The following is a 21,683-nucleotide window of genomic DNA, read 5'->3' on the forward strand; positions in this document are numbered from 1 at the left end:
CCTAAGCGGGCGCCCACTCGAACGCATCACCCACCCTGCTCCAGCTTGAGCTTGGGCACCTTGCGGCCTTCGAGCGCCTGGCCGCGGCCCGAGAGGGAGGGGTTGGTCATGAAATAGGTGTGCAGGTTGAAGGGCTTCTTGCCGGCCGGCACGCGGGTGTAGCTGCCGCCGGCGTCGAGGCTCCAGCTTTGCTCGTTGTCGATGAGGTTGGCGACCATCACCTGGTCGAGGACCTGGGCATGGACGGTGGGGTTCTCGAGCGGCACGGCCACCTCAACGCGCCGGTCGAGGTTGCGGGGCATCCAGTCGGCCGAGGAAATGAACAGCCGGGCCTTGCGATGCGGCAGCCGGGCGCCGTTGGCGAAGCACCAGATGCGGCTGTGCTCGAGGAAGCGGCCGACGATCGATTTCACCCGGATGTTCGTGCTCATGCCGGGAACGCCGGGCTTGAGGCAGCAGATGCCGCGGATGATGAGGTCGATCTTCACCCCCGCCTCGCTCGCCTCATAGAGCTTCTCGATGATGCCCGGGTCGACGAGGCTGTTCATCTTGGCCCAGATGGCGGCGGGCTTGCCGGCGCGGGCGTTGGCGATCTCCGTGTCGATCCAGCCCGACAATTTGTCGCGCAGGTTGATCGGGCTCATCGTGAGGAGCTCGAGCCCCCTTGGCGGGACATAGCCCGAGATGAAGTTGAACAGCTTCGAGGCATCGCGCGCGGCGCGCTTGGAGGCGGTGAAGAAGCTGAGGTCGGTGTAGAAGCGCGCGGTGGTCGGGTGGTAGTTGCCGGTCCCGAAGTGGCAGTAGGTGCGGAAGGCGCCGCCCTCGCGGCGGACGACCATCGAGACCTTGGCGTGGGTCTTCCACTGGGTGAAGCCATAGACGACCTGGACGCCCGCACGCTCGAGCCGCGAGGCCCACAGCAGGTTCTGTTCCTCGTCGAAGCGGGCCTTGAGTTCGACCACGGCAGTGACCGACTTGCCGTTTTCGGCCGCCGCGACCAGCGCGTCGACGATCGCCGATTGCTTGCCCGCGCGGTAGAGCGTCTGCTTGATCGCCACCACGTCGGGATCGCTCGCGGCCTGGCGGAGGAAGGCGACCACCACGTCGAAGCTCTCGTAGGGGTGGTGGATGACGATGTCCTTGGCGCGGATCGCGGCGAAGCAATCGCCGCCATGCTCCTTGATCCGCTCGGGAAAGCGCGGGGTGTAGGGCGCGAATTTCAGCGCCGGCCGGTCCTCGCTGTCGACCAGTTCGCCGAGGTCGGCGATGCCGATGAATCCCGAATATTCGGCGATCAGCGCATGCTCGGCGTCGAGCCCCTCGCGGCACAGGCTTTCGAGGTCGAGCGGGGTGCCGCTGGCGAATTCGAGACGGATGACCCGACCGCGGCGACGCTGCTTGATCGCCGAGCGGAAGTGGCGGACGAGGTCCTCGGCATCCTCCTCGATTTCGATGTCGGTGTCGCGCAGCACGCGAAAGGCGCCCGCCCCGATCAGCCGGAAGCCGGGGAAGAGGAGTTCGAGATTGGCGCCGATCGCCTCGTCGATGGCAAGGTAGCGGCTGGCCTTGCCCGGCAGGCGGATGAAGCGCGGGACGCTCGCCGGGATCATCAGCACTTCGCTGACTTCCTCGCCGTCGGCCGGATCGAGCATCGCGAAGACGAGCGCGTAGCCGAGGTGCGGCACGAACGGGAACGGGTGCGAGGGGTCGATCGCCTGCGGGGTGAGGACGGGCAGGATCTGCTCGGCGAGATAGGTGCGCAGCCACTCGCAATCCTGCGCCGAGAGCGCCTTGGCGCCGACGACCCCGACCCCGGCTTCGGCGAGCAGTCCCGAGAGTTCGACCCAGCTCGCCTGCTGGTCGGCGATCAGCGCATCGGCCTCGGCGCTGATGAGGTCGAGCTGCTGGCTCGGGGTCTGGCCGTCGTAGCTGTGCTGCTCGACCCCCTCGAGCTGCTGTTCCTTGAGGCCGGCGACGCGGACCGAGAAGAATTCGTCGAGGTTGGAGCCGCTGATCGACAGAAAGCGGAGCCGCTCGAGCAAGGGATGCGCGGGGTTGGCGGCTTCCTCGAGGACCCGGCGGTTGAAGGCGAGCCACGAGAGTTCGCGGTTGAAGAAGCGGCTTTCGGGCCTGGGCGGGGCCTTGGCCTTGAGGTCGGCGGGCGCGTTCATTCTTCCCCTCCCCCATCGATGATCCGCCCCGCGACGAGCGCCCGGCGCACGGTCGGCAGGGTGAGGCGGGCCTGGCTGGCGATGGCGAAGCGGTCGATCGCGTCGACCAGCCGCTCGGCGGTATAATAGTCGCGGGTGACCCGGCTCACGACATAGCGCAGCGCCTCGTCGGGAAGGTGGAGGCCGCGGTCGGCGAAGAGGCGCTGGATGAGGCTTGCAAACAGGGCGTCGTCGGGTTGCTCGATCCGGGTCACCGGGGTGACCGCGAGCCGGGTGCGCAGGTCGGGGAGCGCGATCTCCCAGGCGGGCGGGGCCTGGTCGGCGACGAGCACCAGCGGGCGCCCGGTCTCCTGCGCCTGGTTCCAGGCGTGAAACAGCGTTTCCTCTTCCTGCCGCTCGGCGGGATCAAACAGCCGGCCGCCGACGCGCGCGACGAAATTGCGCGCGAGCAGCGAGCGGCCCGAGCGGCGCGGACCGACGAGGATGGTCGCCTTGACCGGCCAGGAGGACCAGCGCTTGAAATGGTCGAACGCCGCCTGATTGGCCGTGCTGACGATGAAGCGGCTGTCGTCGCTTCCCTGCGGCCAGTCGAGCGGAAGCGCGATCTGGTCGGGGGCGCGCACCTAGCGCCCCTGCGTGTTGGTGTTGACCGGGACGAGGGGCTCGGGCGCCGGGCGTGCCGGAGGCGGTGTTCCCGCCGGGGCCGGCGCGGCGGGCGCAGGTGCCGGGGCGGGCGCGGCAGGCTTGGGCGGGGCGTAGCCGGTGATGGTGAAGACGCCGCTGGCATTGCTGGTCTGCCAGCCGCGCGCGTTGAGCGCGCCGGCAAGCTGGCCCGGCGAGCCGTTGAAGCGGACCACGAGCACCTGCGCGCCGATTTCCTGGACGCTTGCGACGCCGGGGATCGAGCGCAGCCAGCCGACCGGCGAATAAGGCGAGGTGACCGCGATCTGGATGGTCTGCTGGACGGGCGCCTCGGGCGCTTCCTCCTCGACTTCCTCGACCGGCGGCGGGGGCGGCGGGAGGAGGCTCCGATCGGGGTTGAGTTCGCCGGCATTGAGGTAGCGCGTGTAGAGCGCGTCCATCTGGCGCACGCCCTCGGCCATCATGCGCGGCAGGTCCGCGCTGTCCTTGGCGCGCAGCGTGAAGGAGCCAAGCGGCTTGCGGTCGGCGCCGAACGAGCCGGTGAAGGTCGCGACCGAGGGGCCGCCGGGATAGAGGCGGCGGACCTCGGCGGTGGCGACCAGCACGTCGGCGGCGCCATAGAAATCGACGAGGTTGCGCCACATGGCGCGGCCCGGGCGACGGAGCTGGCCGGCGTTGACGAGCAGGGGATCGATCCCCTGCCCCGAGATCCGGACATAATCGATCGCGCTGTTGCTGGTGCGATATTCGGCCCAGGCGCGCTGCCAGGGATTGCGGGTCTCGACCGTGGTCGCGGTCCCGCCGCTGACCATCACCGGGACGAGCAGCATCGGCGCCGAGCGTCGGACCGGCCCGCCCGCGCCGAGCAGCCCGGCGGCGCGCGAGCGGTCGAACAGGATCTGGAGCGAGGCGATGTAACGGCCGGGCGCAATCCGCTCTTCCTCGATGGCGATCGAGCTGACGATGTCGTCGAGGGTCGAATCGGGCAGCGTCGGCGCGGCGCTGGCCGGGGCGTTGTGGAGCTTGGCCCAGAGCGCCTTGAAACCCTGGCGCTGCGCGATCCGCCAGCCGGCGAGCCGCGCGGTCTCGGCGTCCTTGGCGGCGACGTCGACCTTGATCCCGCCGATCTCGAGCGTGCTCGCGCTGTCGATCGGGGCGATCCCGCGGTCACCGCTCTCGAGCTGGGCGAGGCCCACGCCGCCCGCTCCGAGGGCAATCAGCAAGGCAAGACCGAGGAACGGACCGGTGCGGCGCGACAACATGGCTGTAGCTCAAAGCAGCTTGGAGGTGGATTTCCAAGGCTCTTGTGGGCTAGTCGCTCGGCGCATGGGGCTGACATATGAAGAGGCCGGCGTGAACATCGCCGCGGGCAATGCGCTGGTTAAGGCGATCGCGCCCTTGGCGAAGGCGACGCGGCGACCGGGTGCGGATGCCGATCTCGGCGGGTTCGGCGGGTTCTTCGACCTGAAGGCCGCGGGCTTCACCGACCCGATCCTGGTCGCCGCGAACGACGGCGTCGGGACCAAGCTCAAGCTCGCGATCGACATGGGGTCGCACGGGGGCGTCGGCATCGACCTCGTCGCCATGTGCGCCAACGATCTCATCGTGCAAGGCGCCGAGCCCCTGTTCTTCCTCGACTATTTCGCGACCGGCAAGCTCGACAACGGGGTCGCCGAGGCCGTGGTCGCGTCGATCGCGGACGGCTGCAAACAGGCCGGCTGCGCGCTCATCGGGGGCGAGACCGCCGAGATGCCGGGCATGTATGCGGCGGGCGACTACGACCTCGCGGGCTTCTGCGTCGGCGCGGTCGAGCGCGGGCGCCAGCTCACCGGCCAGGCCATTGCGCCGGGAGACGTGGTGCTCGGGCTGGCGAGCTCGGGCGTCCATTCGAACGGCTTCAGCCTGGTGCGCAAGCTGATCGAGGTGAACGGGTGGAAGCTCGACCGCCCTGCCCGCTTCGCGCCCGACCACCTGCTCGGCCAGCTGTTGCTCGAGCCGACGCGAATCTATGTGAAGAGCCTGCTTCCGCTGCTTGGCGAGGGGCGGATCGCGGGGCTCGCCCACATCACCGGCGGCGGCCTGCTCGAGAATATCCCGCGGGTCCTGCCCGAAGGCTGCCACGCGACGATCGACGCCGACGCCTGGGAGCTGCCGCCGCTGTTCGCCTGGCTCCAGGCCGGCGGCGGGATCGAGCCCGAGGAACTGGCGCGGACCTTCAACTGCGGGATCGGGATGGTCGCGGTGGTCAAGGAAACCGAGGCCGAGGGCGTCACCGCGGCGCTCGAGGCGGCGGGCGAGACCGTCCACCGCATCGGCCGGATCGACGAAGGCCCGCGCGGCTGCACCGTGCGCGGCTCGGACGAGACGTGGAGCGGCAAGGGCCTGTGGAGCGCCACGCACCGGCATGGCTGACGGCGCGGCGAGCGTGAAGGCCCGCGTCGCGATCGTGATCTCGGGCGAGGGCAGCAACATGGCGGCCCTGCTCTATGCCAGCCGCTTGCCGACCAGCCCCTACGAGGTCGTGCTGGTCGCCTCGAACAACCCGGACGCGCCAGGGCTCGCGCTTGCCGCGGCCGAGGGTGTTCCAACCTGGTCGCAATCGCACCGGGGAATGAGCCGCGAGGCATTCGATGACGCGCTGCACGCGGCGCTTGCCGCAGCAAGGCCAGACGCGGTGGCGCTCGCGGGCTACATGCGGATCCTGACCCCGGGCTTCGTCGAGAAGTGGCGCGGGCGATTGCTCAACATCCACCCCTCGCTCCTCCCCCTCTACCCCGGGCTCGACACCCACGCACGGGCGATCGCGGCGGGCGACTCAAGCGGCGGCTGCACCGTGCATCTCGTCACCGACGAGGTCGACAGCGGGGATATCCTCGGTCAGCTGGCGGTCGCGATCCGCCCCGGCGACACGCCCGAAACGCTCGCCGCGCGCGTCCGGCTGGCCGAGCACCAGCTCTATCCTTCGACGCTTGGGGCCTATGTGTCGCGTCACGAGGACGCCGGCTGGATCGAGGCACAGGTCGACGCGCTGACCGCCGACCTTGCCGAGGTCAGCCGCAAGACCAATCACGGGTCACCGGGATGGGCGGTCGGGTCCGAGAAGACCGCCAAGCATTTCGCCATCCTCGCCGACCGCTTCCACGGGGAGGAGACGATCGGGCTCCTCGTCAAGGCGAGCGGCGCGGACGAGATGACCGGCCTGATCGAAGCCGATCCCGCGCTCTACTACTGGCCCAAATATTATGGCGCGAGCGGCTGGCTCGGGCTCAAGCTCAATCGCCCCGACACCGACTGGGCGCAGGTTCGCGACTGGCTGACCCGAAGCTGGGCCGCCGCCGCCCCTGCCCGGCTGACGAAGCTGATGCGCGCGGCGGACGCCTTCTAGCGGCTGGCGACTCGCGGGGGCAAAGCGGCGGGGGTGTTGGGGGTGACCCGCCAGACGGTGTTGGCGGCGTCGTCCGCGACCAGGAGGGCACCGGTGCGGTCCTGGGCGATGCCGACGGGGCGTCCATAGACCTTCTCGCCGTCGGTGAAGCCGGTCAGGAAGTCCTGCGGCTTGCCGCTCGGCTTGCCGTTGGCGAAGGGCACGAACACCACCTTGTAGCCGTTGAACTGGGTGCGGTTCCAGCTGCCGTGCTCGCCGATGAAGGCGCCGCCGCGATATTGCGCCGGGAAACTCGCGCCGGTGTAGAAGCTGAGGCCCAGCGCGGCGACGTGCGGCCCGAGCGCGTAATCGGGCGCAATGGCCTTGGCGACCATGGCCGGGTTCTGCGGACGGACCCGCGGATCGACGTGCTGGCCGTAATAGCTGTAGGGCCAGCCGTAGAACGCGCCGTCCTTCACGCTCGTCATATAGTCGGGGACGAGGTTCTGCCCGATCTCGTCGCGCTCGTTCACCACCACCCAGAAGGTGTTGGTGCCCGGATAGAAAGTCGGGCTGTTGGGATTGCGCAGGCCGGTCGCGAAGATGCGCGCACGGCCGGTCTGGCGATCGATCTCCCACACCGCCGCGCGCCCCTTCTCGGCCTCGAACCCGTTCTCGACGATGTTCGAATTGGAGCCGACCGTGGCGTAGAGGCGCTGGCCGTCGGGGCTGAGCACGAGGCTCTTGGTCCAGTGGTGGTCGATCGGGCCGCCGGGAAGCTCGGTCAGGAGGGTCGGCGGGGTGGCGATGTGCGTCTGGCCGGGCGTGAAGGCGTAGCGCAGCACGCCGGCCGTCCCCGCGACGTAGAGGTTGCCGTCGGCGTAGGCGACGCCGAAGGGCGACTGGACGTGGTCGATGAGGACCGACTTGCCCTCGATCCGGCCGTCACCATTGGCGTCGCGGAGCAGGAGCAGGCGGTTGGACGGCCCCTCGCCCGGCACGTCACCGTGCGCGCGGCCGAAGAAATAGCCCATCAGCAGGTCCTTGGGCCGGTTGATCCCCTCGAGATTGGGACCCTGGCTCTCGACCACGATGATGTCGCCGTTGGGCAGCGGATAGATGAAGCGCGGATTCTTGAGGTTGGTCGCGAGCGCCTCGACGGTGAAGCCCGCCGGCGCCTTGGGCTTCTGCCCGTCCTTCCAGCCCTGCGGCGGCGCGATCTTCATCGGCGGCAGCAGATATTGCTGGATCGGCGGAAGCTTGGGATTGGGACCGGTGAGGTCGTCGGGATTGACCGCATTGGCCGACCCGCAGGCGGCGAGCGCGAGCGCGAGGGCGGTGGTGGCGAGCGTTTGCTTGATCATCGCGGCGTTCCCACCCCCTGCTTGTAAACGAGGCTTCCGCCGAGCCATCCGCTGACCGCGAGCAGCAGTACCGAGATCGCCGAGAGCAGAAGACCGGTCGGCACCACCGAGGTCCAGCCGTCGCGCGAATGGATGAAGGCGTTGAAGATCTGGATCACGAACACGGTGATGTTGAGGAGCCCGTGAAGCTTGGCGGTGCCCGAGCGGACCCGGCGATCGCCGAAATAGTCGATGATTCCCGCCAGCGCCGCGAACCCGCCCATCACGAGACCGGCGACGATCAGCCAGGCCGAGAAATTGGCCCACTGGATGTTCGCGGTGCGCGAATAAGTGATGTCGGTGATGAGCGCGCCGATCCAGCAGACGATCGGGAACGGCACCAGCATCGGGTGCAGCGGATGACCGAAGATGGCGGCGGTGGAGCGAGGGCGGTCGCCTTCGCGGGTGAGGACTTGATCGACCATGCAGGCGCTACGCCCGAACCCGAAAGCCGGTTCCGCTTGCTTACCGAAGCGTAATGAAAAGCTTGCCCCAAACGAAAAGAGCGACCCGGTTTCCCGGGCCGCTCCTTCCATTCCAACTAAGCCGAGGCTTAGCCGCGCTCGGGCGCCGGGGCCGGCGGCGGCGGCGGCGGCGGCGGCACCGGGCAGGCGTCGGTCGCGAGGATCACCGAACCGTCCGGGCAGGTCTGCGTGGCAGGCGGCGGCGGCGGCGGCGGGGTTTCGACAACCGGAGCCGGCGGCGGCGGCGGCGGGGGAGCCATTTCCGCGGTGCGGCCGAAGTTGAAGATCAGGCTCGCGAGCAGGCTGTGCGAGCTGAAGCGGTTGTTGAAGTCCTGGCTGACGACGCCCGAACGGGTGAACGACACGTTCGACGAACCGGTCGGAGCCGGGACGGCGGTCGTGGCGACGTTCGGCACGGCGGCGGTGAAGGTCTGCGAGAAGCCGGTGTTGACCGGATCCAGGTCGAGCTTGGCGGTGCGGAAGTAGCGATACTTCAGGCCGAGGTCGATGTTGTCGCTGATCGGGAAGCGGACGCCCGCGATGCCCTGATAGGCCCACGCGCTGTCACGATCGCCGAGCGCCTTGACGCGGGCACGACCCGCACCGGCACCGATGTAGAAGGCCGGAACGCCGTTCGAACCACCGAGGTCGAGGAGCGCGTTGACCATGCCCGAGAGAACACTGACGTGGTCACGCAGGTTGTACACGCCGAGCGAGCTGCCCGGGTAGACGAAGGTCGTGCCGGTCGTGGTGCCGGTCGGGGTGAAGAAGGTGGTCAGGCCGGTGCCGAGAGCGGCGTCCTGCGAGAACGACTTCACCTTCGAGCGCTTGTAGCCGACTTCGCCTTCGAGGCGGAACGCGCCGAAGTCGTAACCGATGATGCCGTCGACATCATAGCCCTTCTTGTACTTGACGCGCTCCGAGAAGGAGCCGCCAGCCGGAAGCGTGGTCAGCGTGGTCGGCAGGGTGCCGACGGCGCCGGTGCCCGAGGTCGCGGCGGTGCCGGCGGCCGGAGTCTGGGCCGTCTGCGAGAAAACGGTGGTGGCAGTGCCGCTGCGGCTCTTCGGGAACAGGATGCCCCCTTCGATGCCGGCATACGGGCCGGTCTGCGCAAACGCAGGCGCGGCAATCGCCGCCGCCGCGCTGGCAGCGAGAAGTGTCAGTCGCATATTCTACCCCTTCTAAAGGTGGGTTGGTCAAAGTTGACGCTGCTCCAAACGGGGACCCCTCAGGAAGGTTTCCAACTTTGCAGGGGCCACAATCGGTCTTCCCGGAAAATGCGACAATTTAGCAACAGTCGGCGAGCCGACAAAAAGGCCCGCCGGAGCAACTCCGACGGGCCAAGTTGTTGATACTCAAGCCACTTTCACGTGGCGAAAGCGGTCAGCCGACGATTTCGTCGTCCGAGAAGAAGAAGGAAATTTCGGTCTTCGCATTCTCGTCGCTGTCCGAGCCATGGACCGAATTGGCTTCGATCGACTCCGCCAGCTCCTTGCGGATCGTGCCCGGCTCGGCGTTCTCGGGGTTGGTCGCGCCCATGATGTCGCGATTGCGCTTCACTGCGTCCTCGCCCTCGAGCACCTGGACCACGACCGGGCCCGAGATCATGAAGCTGACGAGGTCGTTGAAGAAGGGACGCTCGCGGTGAACGCCGTAGAAGCCCTCGGCCTGCTCGCGGGTCATGTGGATGCGCTTGGAGGCGACGACGCGAAGGCCGGCTTCCTCGAGCATCTTGGTGACGGCGCCGGTCAGGTTGCGGCGGGTGGCATCGGGCTTGATGATCGAGAAGGTGCGCGTGACGGCCACGGGAAAACTCCGGTTTCTGAGGGTTGGATTGGGTCGGAAATCGCGCGGCTCTCTACGGTCGGAGCGCGAGCGACGCAAGGCTCAGCCCTTGTTGACCCAGCGCCCGTCCTCGCGCGCCCAGTAGAAGCGTTCGACGCCCTCGCGCCCCGAAAGCAGTTTCCAGGCGAGGCGGGCGTCGGCGAGGCCGTCGTCGTCGAACAGGTGGAAGGCGCGCTCGTAGGTCAGCGCGGCTTCGCGCCACTGGCCGTCGGCGACAAGGAGGTTGCGGGCCTGGTTGACCGGATCGGGGGTGGTCGAGAGGAGGATCGGCTGGCGGCTATCGTCGGCGCTGCCCGCGATCCCGTGGGCGAGGAAGGCGGTCGCCCCCTCGTCCCACAACAGCCGGTCGAGCCGCGCGAGCTGGTTCTCGTCGTCCATCACGACCAGCAGCCGCTCGCCGCTGTCGAGGACCTTGCCCGCCAGCGTCGCGACGACCTCGTGCACGGGCGCACCGGCGAGCTGGTAGAAATCGACCCTCATGGGCTCTTCAACCCCTACCCGCCGGCAATCTCACTCCGCGACCATCTCCACCCAGCGGTCGAGAAGGCGGACGCCGAAGCCGGTCGCGCCCTTGTCGTGGGTCGCGCCAGGCTTGTCCGACCAGACGGTGCCGGCGATGTCGAGGTGGGCCCATTCATTGCCCTCCTCGACGAAGCGCTGGAGGAACTGGGCGGCGGTGATCGAGCCGCCCTCGCGCGGGCCGACGTTCTTGATGTCGGCGATCGGGCTGTCGATCAGCCGGTCGTAGGCTTCGCCGAGCGGCATCCGCCACAGCTTGTCGCCGGTCTCCTGCCCCGCCGCGACCAGTTCGCCGGCGAGCCCGTCGGCGTTGGAGAAGATGCCGGCATATTCGTGACCGAGGCTGACCAGCATCGCGCCGGTCAGGGTTGCGAGGTCGACCATCTTCTTCACGCCGAGCTCGCGCTGGGCATAGGTAAGGACGTCGGCGAGCACGAGGCGACCCTCGGCGTCGGTGTTGATGACCTCGATCGTCTGGCCGTTCATCGAGGTAACGACGTCGCCCGGCCGGGTCGCGGCGCCCGAGGGCATGTTCTCGACGAGACCGCACAGGCCGACGATATTGGCCTTGGCCTTGCGCCCCGCGATGGCGATCATCGCGCCGGCGACCGCGCCGGCACCGCCCATGTCCCACTTCATCGATTCCATGCCGGCGGCGGGCTTGATCGAGATGCCACCGGTGTCGAAGGTCACGCCCTTGCCGATCAGCGCGACCGGCGTTTCGCCCTCGGCGCCGCCGTTCCAGCGCATGACGAGCAGGCGCGGCTCGCGGATCGTGCCTTGATTGACGCACAGGAGCGAGCCCATGCCGAGCTTCTCCATCTCGGCCTGGCCGAGCGCCTCGACGACGAGGCCGGTGCCCTCGGCGGCCTTCTTCACGCGCTCGACGAAGGTCTCGGCGTAGATGATGTTGGCGGGCTCGGTGACGAGCTCGCGGGTGAACTTCAGGCCTTCAAGCACCGCGGCGTAGCGCGAGTTCCAGCGGTCCTGCGTGCCGGCGGGCGCGCCGACGATCATCAGTTCCTCGAGGCTGACCTTCTGCTTGTCCTTGAGGCGGGTGCGGTAGCGGTCGTAGCGCCAGCCGCGCGCGGCGGCCCCGAGCACCAGCCGCGCCGCCGCATCGGCATCGAAGCGGCTGCCGTTCAGGTCGATCACCAGCGTCTTTTCACCCGAGGTCAGCAGCCGGCCGACCGCAGCGCCGCCGAGCTTCTCGGCCGCGGGACCGTCCGAGGCCTTGCCGGTGCCGATCAGGAGCAGGCGGCGGACCTGGCTTCCACCCGTGCCGCCGATCCAGGTTTCGGCCACCGCACCGGCCTCGCCCTCGAAGCGCTGGCCACGCGCCGCCGCCTCGACCGCGGCCCGGCCTTCGCCGAGCGACGCAAGGTTGCCACGCTCCGGGCCGGCGACGGGAATGGCGAGGGCATAGGCACCGGTGGGAAGCTGGTCGGCGAAACGGATCTGCATGGGGCTACTCGCGAAGGGGCAAGGACTGGTTCGCCTGACATCTAGGCGCGCGCCCCCCGCGCGCCAACCCCGTTGCCCCACGCCACCCAAGCTGCAATAGGCGGCGCTTCGGCAAACGGTTTTAGCAAGCGGCAAGGCGGACAGGCGAAGTGCGAAACGGCGTCATGGGCTGGACAGCGCTCCCGCTGATCCTCGCGCTGTCGGCGCCGGCGCTTGCCCAGGAAAGCGCGCCCGCGGCCACGCCGGCCCCTGCCCCGGCTCCCTCTCCAGCCGCGATCGTTCCGGTCGCCGCCCCCGCGACCGACGAGGACATCACCTTCAGCGCCGACAGCGTCGCCTATGACAACGAGGCCGAAGTCGTCACCGCGAGCGGGCAGGTGCGCGTCAACCGCCAGGGCACCTTCGTCGCCGCCGACCAGGTCCGCTGGGACCGCAAGACGGGCGAGGTCGTCGCGACCGGCAATGTCGTGGTGGTCCAGCCGGCGGGCGACAAGCTCGTCACCGAGCGCGCGGTCCTGAGCGACGACCTGCGCGACGCGACGGTCGAGAACCTCCTCGTCGTGCTCGAGAGCGGCGGACGCATCGCCGCCGACCGCGCGGTCCGAACCGACCGGGTGACCACGCTCTCGAACGCGGTCTACAGCGCCTGCGCGGTGACCACGGCGAGCGGCTGCCCCAAGAAGCCGAGCTGGCAGATCCTCGCCGCGCGGGTCCGCTACGACGAGCAGTCGCAGTCGATCCGGTTCGAGCGCGGGCGGCTGCAGCTGTTCGGGGTCCAGATTCCGCTGCTGCCGGTGTTCGCCATCGGCACCGGGTCCAACTCGCAGGGCTATAGCGGCTTCCTCGCGCCCGAGATCCGCTACAGCCGCCGCCGCGGGGTCGAGCTCGGCACGCCCTATCACCGCAGTTTCGGGCCCAATCGCGATTTCACGCTCACGCCCCACCTCTACACCGCGGTCAATCCGGCGATCGAGGGGCGGTATCGCGAGCTCAACAAGCTCGGTGCTTTTTCGGTCGGCGCGTTCCTGACCTACGGCGACCGCTCGAGCTACGACGACAGCATCACCAATCGCGGGCTCCGCGCCTATGTCGAGGGCAACGGCAAGTTCCAGTTCGATCCCTTGTGGAGCCTGACGGGCCAGGTCCGGCTCGCGACCGACAAGAGTGTCGCGCGCTTCTACGACCTCAACCGCGACGACCGCTTCCGCAATTTCCTCGATCTCGAGCGGATCGATACCGACAGCTACGTCAGCCTCGCCGGCTGGTATTTCCAGGGCCTGCGCCAGAACGACATCCAGCGCACCATCCCCATCGCCCTTCCCGCCTTCGATGCCCGCGTCCGGCTGGCCGATCCGATCCTCGGTGGGCGGGTCGAGCTTCAGGCCAACAGCCTCGCGGTGTTCCGGCGCGAGGGCCAGGACAGCCAGCGGGCCTTTGCCTCGGCGCGCTGGGACCTTCGCCGCCTGACGGGCTTCGGGCAGGAGCTGCTGCTGACGGGCCTGGTGCGCGGCGACGTCTATCACAGCGACGAAAACGAGCTCACCTCGGCGGCCATCTATCGCGGGCTGCCGGGCTGGCGTGGACGCGGGATCGCCGCCGCCGCCGCCGAATTGCGCTGGCCGTTGATGGGCAATCTCCTCGGCGGGATCCAGCGCCTCACCCCGCGGGTCCAGCTCGTCCTGACCCCGCCGACCGCCAACATCAGCCTGCCCAACGAGGACAGCCGCTCGGTCGACCTCGAGGACAGCAACCTGTTCGCGATCAACCGCTTCCCGGGCTACGACCGCTGGGAAGACGGCAGCCGCGTGACCTACGGCGTCGACTGGAACCTCGACCGGCCGGGCTGGTCGGTGTCGAGCAACATCGGCCAATCCTATCGCCTCAACCGCGCCGAGCAGATCTTCCCGCAGGGCACCGGCCTCACCGACCGCTTCTCGGACGTGGTTGGCCGCACCCGCCTCAAGTTCGGGCGCTTCATCGACCTCACCCATCGCTTCCGGGTCGACAAGGACAATTTCGCGATCCGCCGCAACGAGCTCGACCTCACTGTCGGCACCACCGAAACCTATGCGCGGGTCGATTACCTCCGCCTCAACCGCAACGTCGACGCGGCGGTCGAGGATCTGCGCGACAAGGAGGAGCTGCGGCTCGCCGGGCGTTACAAGTTCCACCGTTACTGGTCGATCTTCGGCGCGACCGTGCTCGACCTCACCAACCAGTCGGAGGATCCGCTGCGCATCTCCGACGGCGTCAATTCGGTCCGCCACCGGGTGAGCCTCGATTATGAAGACGATTGCCTCGCCTTCGGGGTGAGCTGGCGCCGCGACTATGAGCGGCTGGGCGACCGGGCAGAGGGCAGCACCTTCAGTTTCCGCCTGTCGCTGAAAGGCCTGAGCCGCTAAGACGCGCTCATCAGCCGTTCAGCGCGCGTTTGCCAGAGCGACAAAACACATTCGATAACAAGGGATTGAACGACCCCCATGCGCAAGGCGACACAGTTTCTGACGATGGCGGCAGTGGTCGGGCTGACGGGCCTGGCGGGCACCGCACTGGCGCAGAACGCACGGCCGGCGGTGAACAGCACGGCGCCGCTCAATCTCCCGCAGACCCTTACCGTCTACGGCAAGCCGATCCCGGCGGTCGTCAAGGCCAGCGCCATCGTCAACGGCGTGGTCATCACCCAGACCGACATCGACCAGCGCCTCGCGCTTCTCGCCTTGTCGAACAACCAGCCGATCCCCGACGAGGAGCAGGAGCGGCTGCGCGTCCAGGTGCTGCGCAACCTCATCGACGAGACGCTGCAGATCCAGGCGGCCAAGGCCAAGGACATCAAGGTCAATGGCGCCGACATCGACAAGACGGTCGCGCGCGTCGCCGGCAACGTGAAGAAGACCCCGGCCGAACTGGCGACCTGGCTCAAGGAAAACGGCAGCTCGCTCGCCTCGATCCGCCGCCAGATCGAGGGCGAGATCGCCTGGCAGCGCCTCCAGCGCCAGGAGATCGAAAGCTCGGTCAGCGTCGGCGACGACGAGGTGAAGGCCGTCATCGACCGGCTCAACGCCAGCAAGGGCCAGACCGAATATCGCGTCGGCGAGATCTTCCTCTCGGCCACCGCCGCCAACCAGGCGCAGGTCATCCAGAACGCGCAGAAGATCTACCAGGCGCTCGAGCAGGGCGCGAGCTTCGCCGGTTACGCCCGCCAGTATAGCGAAGCCTCGACCGCGGCGGTCGGCGGCGACCTTGGCTATGTCCGCCCCGAGCAGCTCCCCGAGCAGCTCGCCGGCGCCTTGCGCGAAATGAAGCCGGGCATGGTCTCGCAGCCGATCCCGATCCCGGGCGGCTTCTCGATCCTCGCGGTGCAGGACGAGCGCAAGATCCTGACCGCCGATCCGCGCAACGCGGTGCTGTCGCTCAAGCAGGTCTCGGTCGCCTTCCCGACCGGCACCACCGCCGCGACCGCCGAGCCGCTGCTCCAGCGCTTTGCCGCCGCCACGCAGAACATCGGCGGGTGCGGCGGGGCCGACAAGGTCGCCGCCGACTTCAAGGGCGAGGTCGTCCAGTCGGATGCGGTCAAGCTGCGCGATCTTCCGCCGGCGCTCCAGGACATGATGATGCCGATGCAGGTCGGCCAGGCGACGCGTCCGTTCGGCAGCATCGCCGAGGGTGTGCGCGTGCTGGTCATCTGCGGCCGCGACGAGGAGCAGGGTGCGAGCGCGCCGAACCCCGACGCGGTGATGGCGCAGATCCAGGAAGAGCGCGTCAACCAGCGCGCCCGTCGCTACCTGCGCGACCTGCGCCGCGACGCGATCATCGACTATCGCTAGAGGATGACGGCAGTGCGAGCGCTCGCTAGGGGGCAGGCATGAGCCCGTCCCTGCTTCCGCTCGCGGTTTCGCTCGGCGACCCTTCGGGCATCGGTCCCGAGGTCGTCGCCAAATGCTGGGACAGCCGGCATGCGCTTGGCCTGCCGCCGTTCGTCGCGGTCGGCGATCCGCGCAGCCTGTCCGAAGTGTGGAACGGCCCGATCGCGGTCGTCTCCGATCCGCGCGAGGCCGAGGGCGCGTTCGAGCGCGGCCTGCCCCTCCTCGCGGTGGTCGCCGCCGAGGCGAGCGTCGCGGGCCAGCCGTCGACCGCGGGCGCGCATTGCAGCCTCGACAGCCTCGAACTCGCGGTCGGTCTCGCCCGCTCGGGCTCCTGCTCGGGGGTCGTGACCGGCCCGGTCTCCAAGCACCAGCTCTATTCGATCGGCTTCGCGCACCCCGGCCAGACCGAGTTCGTCGCCGAGCGCTGCGGGATCTCGCCCGGCAATGTCGCGATGATGCTCGCCGGACCGAGCCTCCGGACGGTGCCCGTCACCACGCACCTGCCGCTGCGCGAGGTCGCCGACCGGCTGAGCAGCGCGTTGATCGAGGCGCGCGGGCGGGTCACGCTGCGCGGGCTCCAGCGCAATTTCGGGATCGCCGAGCCGACACTCGCGGTGGCGGGCTTCAATCCCCATGCCGGCGAGAATGGCGCGCTCGGGCGCGAGGAGATCGAGGTCATCATGCCCGCGATCGAAGCGCTTCGCGCCGAGGGCTGGGACGTGGTCGGGCCGATGCCCGCCGACACCATGTTCCATACGAGCGCGCGCGCGCGCTACGACGCGGCGCTCTGCATGTATCACGACCAGGCGCTGATCCCGCTGAAGGCGCTGCACTTCGAGGAAGGCGTCAACATGACGCTCGGCCTGCCGATCGTACGCACCGCGCCCGACCATGGCACCGCCTTCGACATCGCCGGCGAGGACCGCGCCGACCCGCGCGCGATGGCCGCCGCGATCCGTGTCGCGGCCCAGTGCGCGGCGACGCGCGCGGCGCAGGGGTGACCAGCCTCCCGCCGCTGCGCGAGGTGATCGCCCGCCACGGGCTGAGCGCGTCGAAGGCCCTCGGACAGAATTTCCTGCTCGACCGGCAATTGCTGTCGCGCATCGCGGCCATTCCCGGCGACCTGTCGGGCGCGACCGCCTACGAGGTCGGCCCCGGCCCGGGCGGCCTCACCGGCGCGCTGCTCGATGCGGGGGCGGCCGTCACCGCGGTCGAGCGCGATCGTCGCTGCATTCCGGCGCTCGAGGAGCTCGGCGCCTTGTTTCCGGGCAAGCTCACCTTGCTCGAAGAGGATGCGCTCAAGGTCGACGAAGTGGCGCTGGTCGGGCGCGGCGCGCACGTCGTCTCGAACCTCCCCTACAATGTCGGGACTGCGCTCCTGCTGCGGTGGCTCGGCGCCGAATGGGCGCCCTGGTGGTCGAGCCTGACGCTCATGTTCCAGAAGGAAGTGGCCGAGCGGATCGTCGCCGCGCCGGGCGAGGATGCCTATGGCCGGCTGGCGGTCGCGGCGCAGTGGCGGGCGAGCCCGCGAATCGCGCTCCAGGTCCATCGCTCGGCCTTCGTGCCCCCGCCCAAGGTCGCCTCGGCGGTGGTGCATATCGTGCCGGCCGAGGAGCCCGAGGGGGTGCAATTGGCGGTGCTCGAACGGCTCACCGCCGCCGCTTTCGGCCAGCGCCGCAAGATGCTCCGCCAGAGCCTCAAGGGCGTGCCCGACGCGCTCGACGCGCTCGCGACGCTCGGCATCGCGGCCGAGCGGCGGGCGGAGACGGTCAGCGTGCCCGAGTGGGTCGCACTGGCGAAAAGCCTCAGTTCTTCTTCGGGCTAGAGTCGGCCTTCGCCGCGAGCGACGGCCCGCGCTGGATCGCGGCGGCAAGGCTGGTCGCGGGGGCGCAGGGCTTGTTGCCGCACAATGCACGGACCTTGGCGAGGTTCTGCTGGGCGCGCGCGGTGGCACCGGCCTCGACCATCGCCTCGCCCTGCACGCCCAATGCGACCGCGTCGTTGGGCTCGAGCGCAAGCGCCTTGCCGGTGAGGCGGATCGCCTGGCCATAGAGCTTCTGGCGCTGCGCGACGCGGGCCAGCGCAATAAAGGCGCCGCGGTTGCGCGGGTCGAGCACCAGCGCGGTCTCGAGCGCGTCGTCGGCGGCCTGGAGATTGCCGTTCGCGAGCGCCTGCTCGCCCGCCTTCTGCCACTGGAGCGAGCGCGGACTGATCTGCGCGTCGGGCACCTGCGTGCCGCCGCTGCTCGCCATGGTGGCGGCGACGAGGCCCAGGCAAATCGCGATCGGCAGCGTGCGCATCAACAAATCCTTATACTCGGTCCGGTTCATCTAGCCTGAAACCGGGCGATGAAAAAGCCGTCGGTCCGGTCGTGTCCCGGCGTGAGAAGCCGTCCCACCCCCTCCAAACGCCCGACATCCATGCCGATATCCTTGGGCACGAACCCTGAATGCCGGCTGAGGAAGGCGGCGGCCTGGTCGGCGCCTTCGCGGGCGAGCAGCGAGCAGACCGCATAGACGAGCGTGCCGCCGGGCTTCACCAGCGGGGCGGCGAGGTCGAGGACGCGGCGTTGCAATTCCTCGAGCCGGTCGAGGCGCTCAGGCGTCAGCCGCCAGCGCCCCTCGGGATTGCGCCGCCACGTGCCCGAGCCCGAGCAGGGCGCGTCGACGAGCACGCATTCGGCCTGGCCTTCGAGATCCGCCAGACCCTCGGCTTCGCGCGGCATGTCGAGCAGCCGGGTCTCGATTGTCGCCCCTGCCCGTTCGGCGCGCGGGGCGAGGTTGCGCAGCCGCGCGAGGTTGGTGTCGCAGGCGATGATGCGGGCCTCTGTCGCGGCGGCGGCGAGCGCGAGCGCCTTGCCCCCCGCCCCGGCGCACAGGTCGACGATGGTCTGGCCGTCGACGGGCGCGCAGGCGAGCGCGATCAGCTGGCTGCCCTCGTCCTGCACCTCGACGAGGCCGTCGGCAAAGGCCTCGTCGGCGCTCGCGGCGGCGTCGGAGGGGAGGCGCAGGCCCCACGGGCTGAGCGGGGCCGGCTCGGCGCCGAAATGCGCGGCCATCTCGTCGCGGGCGGTCCGGGCGATGTTGGCGCGAAGGTCGAGCGGCGCGCGCTCGGTCAGCGCGGGCCATTCCCCCTCGCCCACCAGCGGCGAGAGCAGCGGCGCGATCCAGCCGGGGACGATGCCGGCCTCGGCGCGCGGTTCGTCGGGGGTCGGCGCGGTGGGGCCGTGGCCCTCGCCGTCGAACAGCTCGGGCACCAGCGGAAGCAGCGCCGCGCGCCCGCTCGCCGGAACCTCAGCCGAATGGCGGATCGCGCGGAACACCAGTTCGCGCACCGCGCGGCGGTCCTTCGAGCCGGCATAGCGGCGGGTCTTGAAATAGGCCGAGACGAGCGCGTCGGCCGGAGAACCGTCGTCACGCGCGGCGGCGATGACCTGGTCGAGGATCTCGATCGCGGCCTGCGCGCGGGCGGAGGGGGTCAACGCTCGCCTCCCGCTCGCGGGAGGGGCCGGGGGAGGGAATGTTCAGGGGATCGGGACACGCTCGCGACATGCCCTCCCCTGGCCCCTCCCGCAAGCGGGAGGGGGACGACTTTACCGCGTCGGATAGTTGGGCGCCTCGCGGGTGATACTGACGTCGTGGACGTGGCTTTCGCTCAGCCCGGCATTGGTGATCCGGACGAACTTCGCGCGTTGCTGCAGCTCGGGGATGGTGCGCGAGCCGGTGTAGCCCATCGCCGCCTTCACCCCGCCGACGAGCTGGTGGACGACGTCGCGGACCGGGCCCTTGTAGGGGACCTGCCCCTCGATGCCTTCGGGCACGAGCTTCATCGTGTCCTTGATGTCCTGCTGGAAATAGCGGTCGGCCGAGCCGCGGCTCATCGCGCCCAGCGAGCCCATGCCGCGGTACGATTTGTAGGCGCGACCGTGGTAGAGGAAGGTCTCGCCCGGGGTCTCGTCGGTGCCCGCGAGGAGCGAGCCGACCATGACGCTCGAGGCGCCGGCGGCGAGGGCCTTCGCCATGTCGCCCGAGGTGCGGACGCCGCCATCGGCGATCACCGGAACGCCGGCCGCCTTGGCCGCCGCACTCGCGCCGAGGATCGCGGTCAGCTGGGGCACGCCGACGCCCGCGACGATGCGGGTGGTGCAGATCGAGCCCGGGCCGATTCCGACCTTGATCGCGTCCGCGCCCGCGTCGGCCAGCGCCTTGGCGGCTTCGGCGGTGGCGACGTTGCCGGCGATGACCTGGACGCTGTTCGAGGCGGCCTTCACGCGTTCGACCGCGCGCGCGACGTCGATGTTGTGGCCGTGCGCGGTGTCGATGACGATGCAGTCGCAGCCGGCGTCGATCAGCGCCTGGCTGCGCTCCCAGCCGCTGTCACCGACGGTCGAGGCGGCGGCGACGCGCAGGCGGCCCTCCCCGTCCTTGGTGGCGTTGGGCGAGGCGACGGCCTTTTCGATGTCCTTGACGGTGATCAGCCCGACGCAGCGCCCGGCCTCGTCGACCACGATCAGCTTCTCGATCCGGCGCTGGTGGAGGAGGCGCTGGGCTTCCTGCCGGCTGGTCCCGGGCGAAACGGTCGCGAGATTGTCGCGGGTCATCAGCTCGCTGACCGGCTGGCGCGGGTTCTCGGCGAAGCGCACGTCGCGGTTGGTGAGGATGCCGGCGAGCTTCCCGCCCTTTTCGACCACCGGCACGCCGCTGATCTTGTGGCGCTTCATCAGTTCGAGCGCGTCGGCCAGCGTCTGGTCGGGCATGAGCGTGAAGGGATTGACCACCATCCCACTTTCGAAGCGCTTCACGCTGCGGACCGCGTCGGCCTGCTGCTCGACCGTCAGGTTGCGGTGGAGGACGCCGATCCCGCCGAGCTGCGCCATGGCGATCGCCATGTCGGCCTCGGTCACGGTGTCCATCGCGGACGAAAGCAGCGGGATCTTGAGCTGGATCGAGCGGGTCAGCTGGGTCGAGGTATCGGCGTCGGTCGGAAGAACCGAGCTTTCGAGCGGCTGCAGCAGCACGTCGTCGAAAGTGAGGCCCAGCTGGATGTCGGGGGCGTTGAGAAGGTCGGCCATGCGCGCACTTGGCGGGGATGAGACGATTCGGCAAGACCTAGCGGACGGAGAGCAGCCGCTCCGCCGCCTCGACATGCATCCGCTCGATCATCTCGCCCTCGAAGCGCTGCGCCCCGCCGCTCGCCGCCGCGACGAGGCGCCGGGCGCGGGCGAGCTCCTTGTCGGTCGGTACCCAGGCGGCCCGGCAGGCGGCGATCTGGCTCGGGTGGATGAGCGTCTTGCCGTCGAAGCCGAGCGCCCGCCCCTCCACCGCCTCGACCGCGAAGCCCGCCTCGTCGTCGAGCTTGTTGTAGACCCCGTCGAAGCAGGGGATGCCGCCCGCGCGGGCCGCCAGCACCACCAGCTGCAGCGCGGCCTGGATCGACGCGCGGTCGTGGGTGCCGGGGAGGCGCAGGCTGGCGCGAAGGTCGTTGGTCCCGGCAATGAGCGCGGCGGCTTCGTCGGCGATCTCCCAGCAGCGGCGGACCCCAAGCGGGGTTTCGATCATCGCCGCCACGGGCTTGCCGGTCAGCGCCTTCACTTCGCGGATGACCTCAGGGCCCTCGACCCTCGGCACGATGACGAGATCGGCGCGGCTCGCCGCCACCGCCTCTACGTCGGACCCGAACCAGTCGCTGGCGAAGCCGTTCACGCGGATCGCCGCCGGCACCCCGAACGGTTCGGCCACCGCCGCCACCGCCGCCGCGCGCGCCTCGTCCTTCGCGTCGGGCGCGACGGCGTCCTCAAGGTCGAGGAAAATGATGTCCGCCGCGCTCGCCCGCGCCCTGGCGACCGCGCCGGCGCGGTTGGCGGGGAGGAACAGCACCGCCGGTCTGCCGAACAGGGACGCCGTCATGCCGATTTCCCTTCGCTTGGGGCCGGGGCTCCGCCATGATGC

Annotated in this window: 19 protein-coding genes; 6 read left to right on the forward strand and 13 right to left on the reverse strand. The window is 69.6% G+C overall.

Annotated features, from left to right (window positions below):
• Nucleotides 1–26: 26 nt before the first annotated feature.
• From ABD693_RS12805 to ABD693_RS12815, 3 genes are read right to left on the reverse strand one after another with little or no spacing between them, the layout of a single operon-like run.
• Nucleotides 27–2,171 (reverse strand): RNA degradosome polyphosphate kinase, encoded by a 2,145-nt coding sequence (locus ABD693_RS12805; RefSeq protein ID WP_344697460.1) that lies wholly within the window; start codon nt 2,169–2,171, stop codon nt 27–29.
• Nucleotides 2,168–2,794, reverse strand: a complete 627-nt coding sequence (locus tag ABD693_RS12810) for an HdaA/DnaA family protein (protein ID WP_344697461.1) — start codon at nt 2,792–2,794, stop codon at nt 2,168–2,170. Before ABD693_RS12810 ends, ABD693_RS12805 begins: the two co-directional genes overlap by 4 nt.
• A complete protein-coding gene (locus ABD693_RS12815; protein ID WP_344697462.1) occupies nt 2,795–4,075 on the reverse strand; it encodes a heavy-metal-associated domain-containing protein in 1,281 nt (426 codons plus the stop codon).
• A gap of 64 nt (nt 4,076–4,139) precedes the next feature.
• Between ABD693_RS12815 and purM the strand changes: the two genes are divergently transcribed.
• Both purM and purN read left to right on the forward strand, forming a co-directional pair.
• Nucleotides 4,140–5,225 carry a phosphoribosylformylglycinamidine cyclo-ligase gene (purM, locus tag ABD693_RS12820; RefSeq protein WP_344697463.1) on the forward strand — a complete coding sequence of 362 codons (1,086 nt, stop codon included), beginning with the start codon at nt 4,140–4,142 and terminating at the stop codon, nt 5,223–5,225.
• Nucleotides 5,218–6,198, forward strand: coding sequence for a phosphoribosylglycinamide formyltransferase (purN, locus tag ABD693_RS12825; RefSeq protein WP_344697464.1), 981 nt, complete (start codon nt 5,218–5,220; stop codon nt 6,196–6,198). The genes purM and purN overlap by 8 nt, the downstream gene beginning before the upstream one ends.
• Here purN and ABD693_RS12830 read toward each other — a convergent pair.
• The 6 genes from ABD693_RS12830 to ABD693_RS12855 all read right to left on the reverse strand — a co-directional run bounded on the left by ABD693_RS12830 (nt 6,195) and on the right by ABD693_RS12855 (nt 11,872).
• Nucleotides 6,195–7,541: a PQQ-dependent sugar dehydrogenase gene (locus ABD693_RS12830; protein WP_344697465.1), complete on the reverse strand. Its 1,347-nt coding sequence runs from the start codon at nt 7,539–7,541 to the stop codon at nt 6,195–6,197. The genes purN and ABD693_RS12830 overlap by 4 nt on opposite strands.
• Nucleotides 7,538–8,005, reverse strand: a complete 468-nt coding sequence (locus ABD693_RS12835; RefSeq protein ID WP_344697466.1) for a DUF2231 domain-containing protein — start codon at nt 8,003–8,005, stop codon at nt 7,538–7,540. The genes ABD693_RS12830 and ABD693_RS12835 overlap by 4 nt, the downstream gene beginning before the upstream one ends.
• A 128-nt stretch (nt 8,006–8,133) precedes the next feature.
• On the reverse strand, nt 8,134–9,213 hold the full coding sequence (locus ABD693_RS12840; RefSeq protein ID WP_344697467.1) for a P44/Msp2 family outer membrane protein: 1,080 nt from the start codon (nt 9,211–9,213) through the stop codon (nt 8,134–8,136).
• A gap of 214 nt (nt 9,214–9,427) precedes the next feature.
• Nucleotides 9,428–9,850 (reverse strand): nucleoside-diphosphate kinase, encoded by a 423-nt coding sequence (gene ndk / locus ABD693_RS12845; RefSeq protein ID WP_344697468.1) that lies wholly within the window; start codon nt 9,848–9,850, stop codon nt 9,428–9,430.
• Nucleotides 9,851–9,931: 81 nt separating this feature from the next.
• Nucleotides 9,932–10,369, reverse strand: coding sequence for a DNA polymerase III subunit chi (locus ABD693_RS12850; RefSeq protein ID WP_344697469.1), 438 nt, complete (start codon nt 10,367–10,369; stop codon nt 9,932–9,934).
• Between the two features lie 30 nt (nt 10,370–10,399).
• Nucleotides 10,400–11,872 (reverse strand): leucyl aminopeptidase, encoded by a 1,473-nt coding sequence (locus ABD693_RS12855; protein WP_344697470.1) that lies wholly within the window; start codon nt 11,870–11,872, stop codon nt 10,400–10,402.
• A gap of 149 nt (nt 11,873–12,021) precedes the next feature.
• Here ABD693_RS12855 and ABD693_RS12860 point away from each other — a divergent pair, with 149 nt between their 5' ends.
• From ABD693_RS12860 to rsmA, 4 genes are all read left to right on the forward strand, one after another.
• A complete protein-coding gene (locus ABD693_RS12860) occupies nt 12,022–14,274 on the forward strand; it encodes an LPS-assembly protein LptD (RefSeq protein ID WP_344697471.1) in 2,253 nt (750 codons plus the stop codon).
• Nucleotides 14,275–14,352: 78 nt separating this feature from the next.
• The gene (locus tag ABD693_RS12865; protein ID WP_344697472.1) at nt 14,353–15,696 is read left to right on the forward strand and encodes a peptidylprolyl isomerase; all 1,344 of its coding nucleotides are present in this window, start codon (nt 14,353–14,355) and stop codon (nt 15,694–15,696) included.
• A 38-nt stretch (nt 15,697–15,734) separates the two neighbouring features.
• Complete coding sequence (gene pdxA / locus ABD693_RS12870) at nt 15,735–16,736, forward strand: 4-hydroxythreonine-4-phosphate dehydrogenase PdxA (RefSeq protein WP_344697473.1); 1,002 nt, start codon at nt 15,735–15,737, stop codon at nt 16,734–16,736.
• Complete coding sequence (gene rsmA / locus ABD693_RS12875) at nt 16,733–17,560, forward strand: 16S rRNA (adenine(1518)-N(6)/adenine(1519)-N(6))-dimethyltransferase RsmA (RefSeq protein WP_344697474.1); 828 nt, start codon at nt 16,733–16,735, stop codon at nt 17,558–17,560. The genes pdxA and rsmA overlap by 4 nt, the downstream gene beginning before the upstream one ends.
• Here rsmA and ABD693_RS12880 read toward each other — a convergent pair.
• The 4 genes from ABD693_RS12880 to ABD693_RS12895 form a co-directional block, all read right to left on the reverse strand.
• Nucleotides 17,541–18,035: a tetratricopeptide repeat protein gene (locus ABD693_RS12880; RefSeq protein WP_344697476.1), complete on the reverse strand. Its 495-nt coding sequence runs from the start codon at nt 18,033–18,035 to the stop codon at nt 17,541–17,543. The genes rsmA and ABD693_RS12880 overlap by 20 nt on opposite strands.
• A 26-nt stretch (nt 18,036–18,061) precedes the next feature.
• Nucleotides 18,062–19,216 carry an RsmB/NOP family class I SAM-dependent RNA methyltransferase gene (locus tag ABD693_RS12885; protein WP_344697477.1) on the reverse strand — a complete coding sequence of 385 codons (1,155 nt, stop codon included), beginning with the start codon at nt 19,214–19,216 and terminating at the stop codon, nt 18,062–18,064.
• 111 nt (nt 19,217–19,327) lie between these two features.
• Complete coding sequence (gene guaB / locus ABD693_RS12890) at nt 19,328–20,806, reverse strand: IMP dehydrogenase (RefSeq protein ID WP_344697478.1); 1,479 nt, start codon at nt 20,804–20,806, stop codon at nt 19,328–19,330.
• Between the two features lie 37 nt (nt 20,807–20,843).
• Nucleotides 20,844–21,641 (reverse strand): HpcH/HpaI aldolase/citrate lyase family protein, encoded by a 798-nt coding sequence (locus ABD693_RS12895; protein WP_344697479.1) that lies wholly within the window; start codon nt 21,639–21,641, stop codon nt 20,844–20,846.
• Between the last annotated feature and the right edge of the window lie 42 nt (nt 21,642–21,683).

It is taken from the genome of Sphingomonas rosea (genome assembly GCF_039538065.1).
Taxonomy (GTDB): Bacteria; Pseudomonadota; Alphaproteobacteria; order Sphingomonadales; family Sphingomonadaceae; genus Sphingomicrobium; species Sphingomicrobium rosea.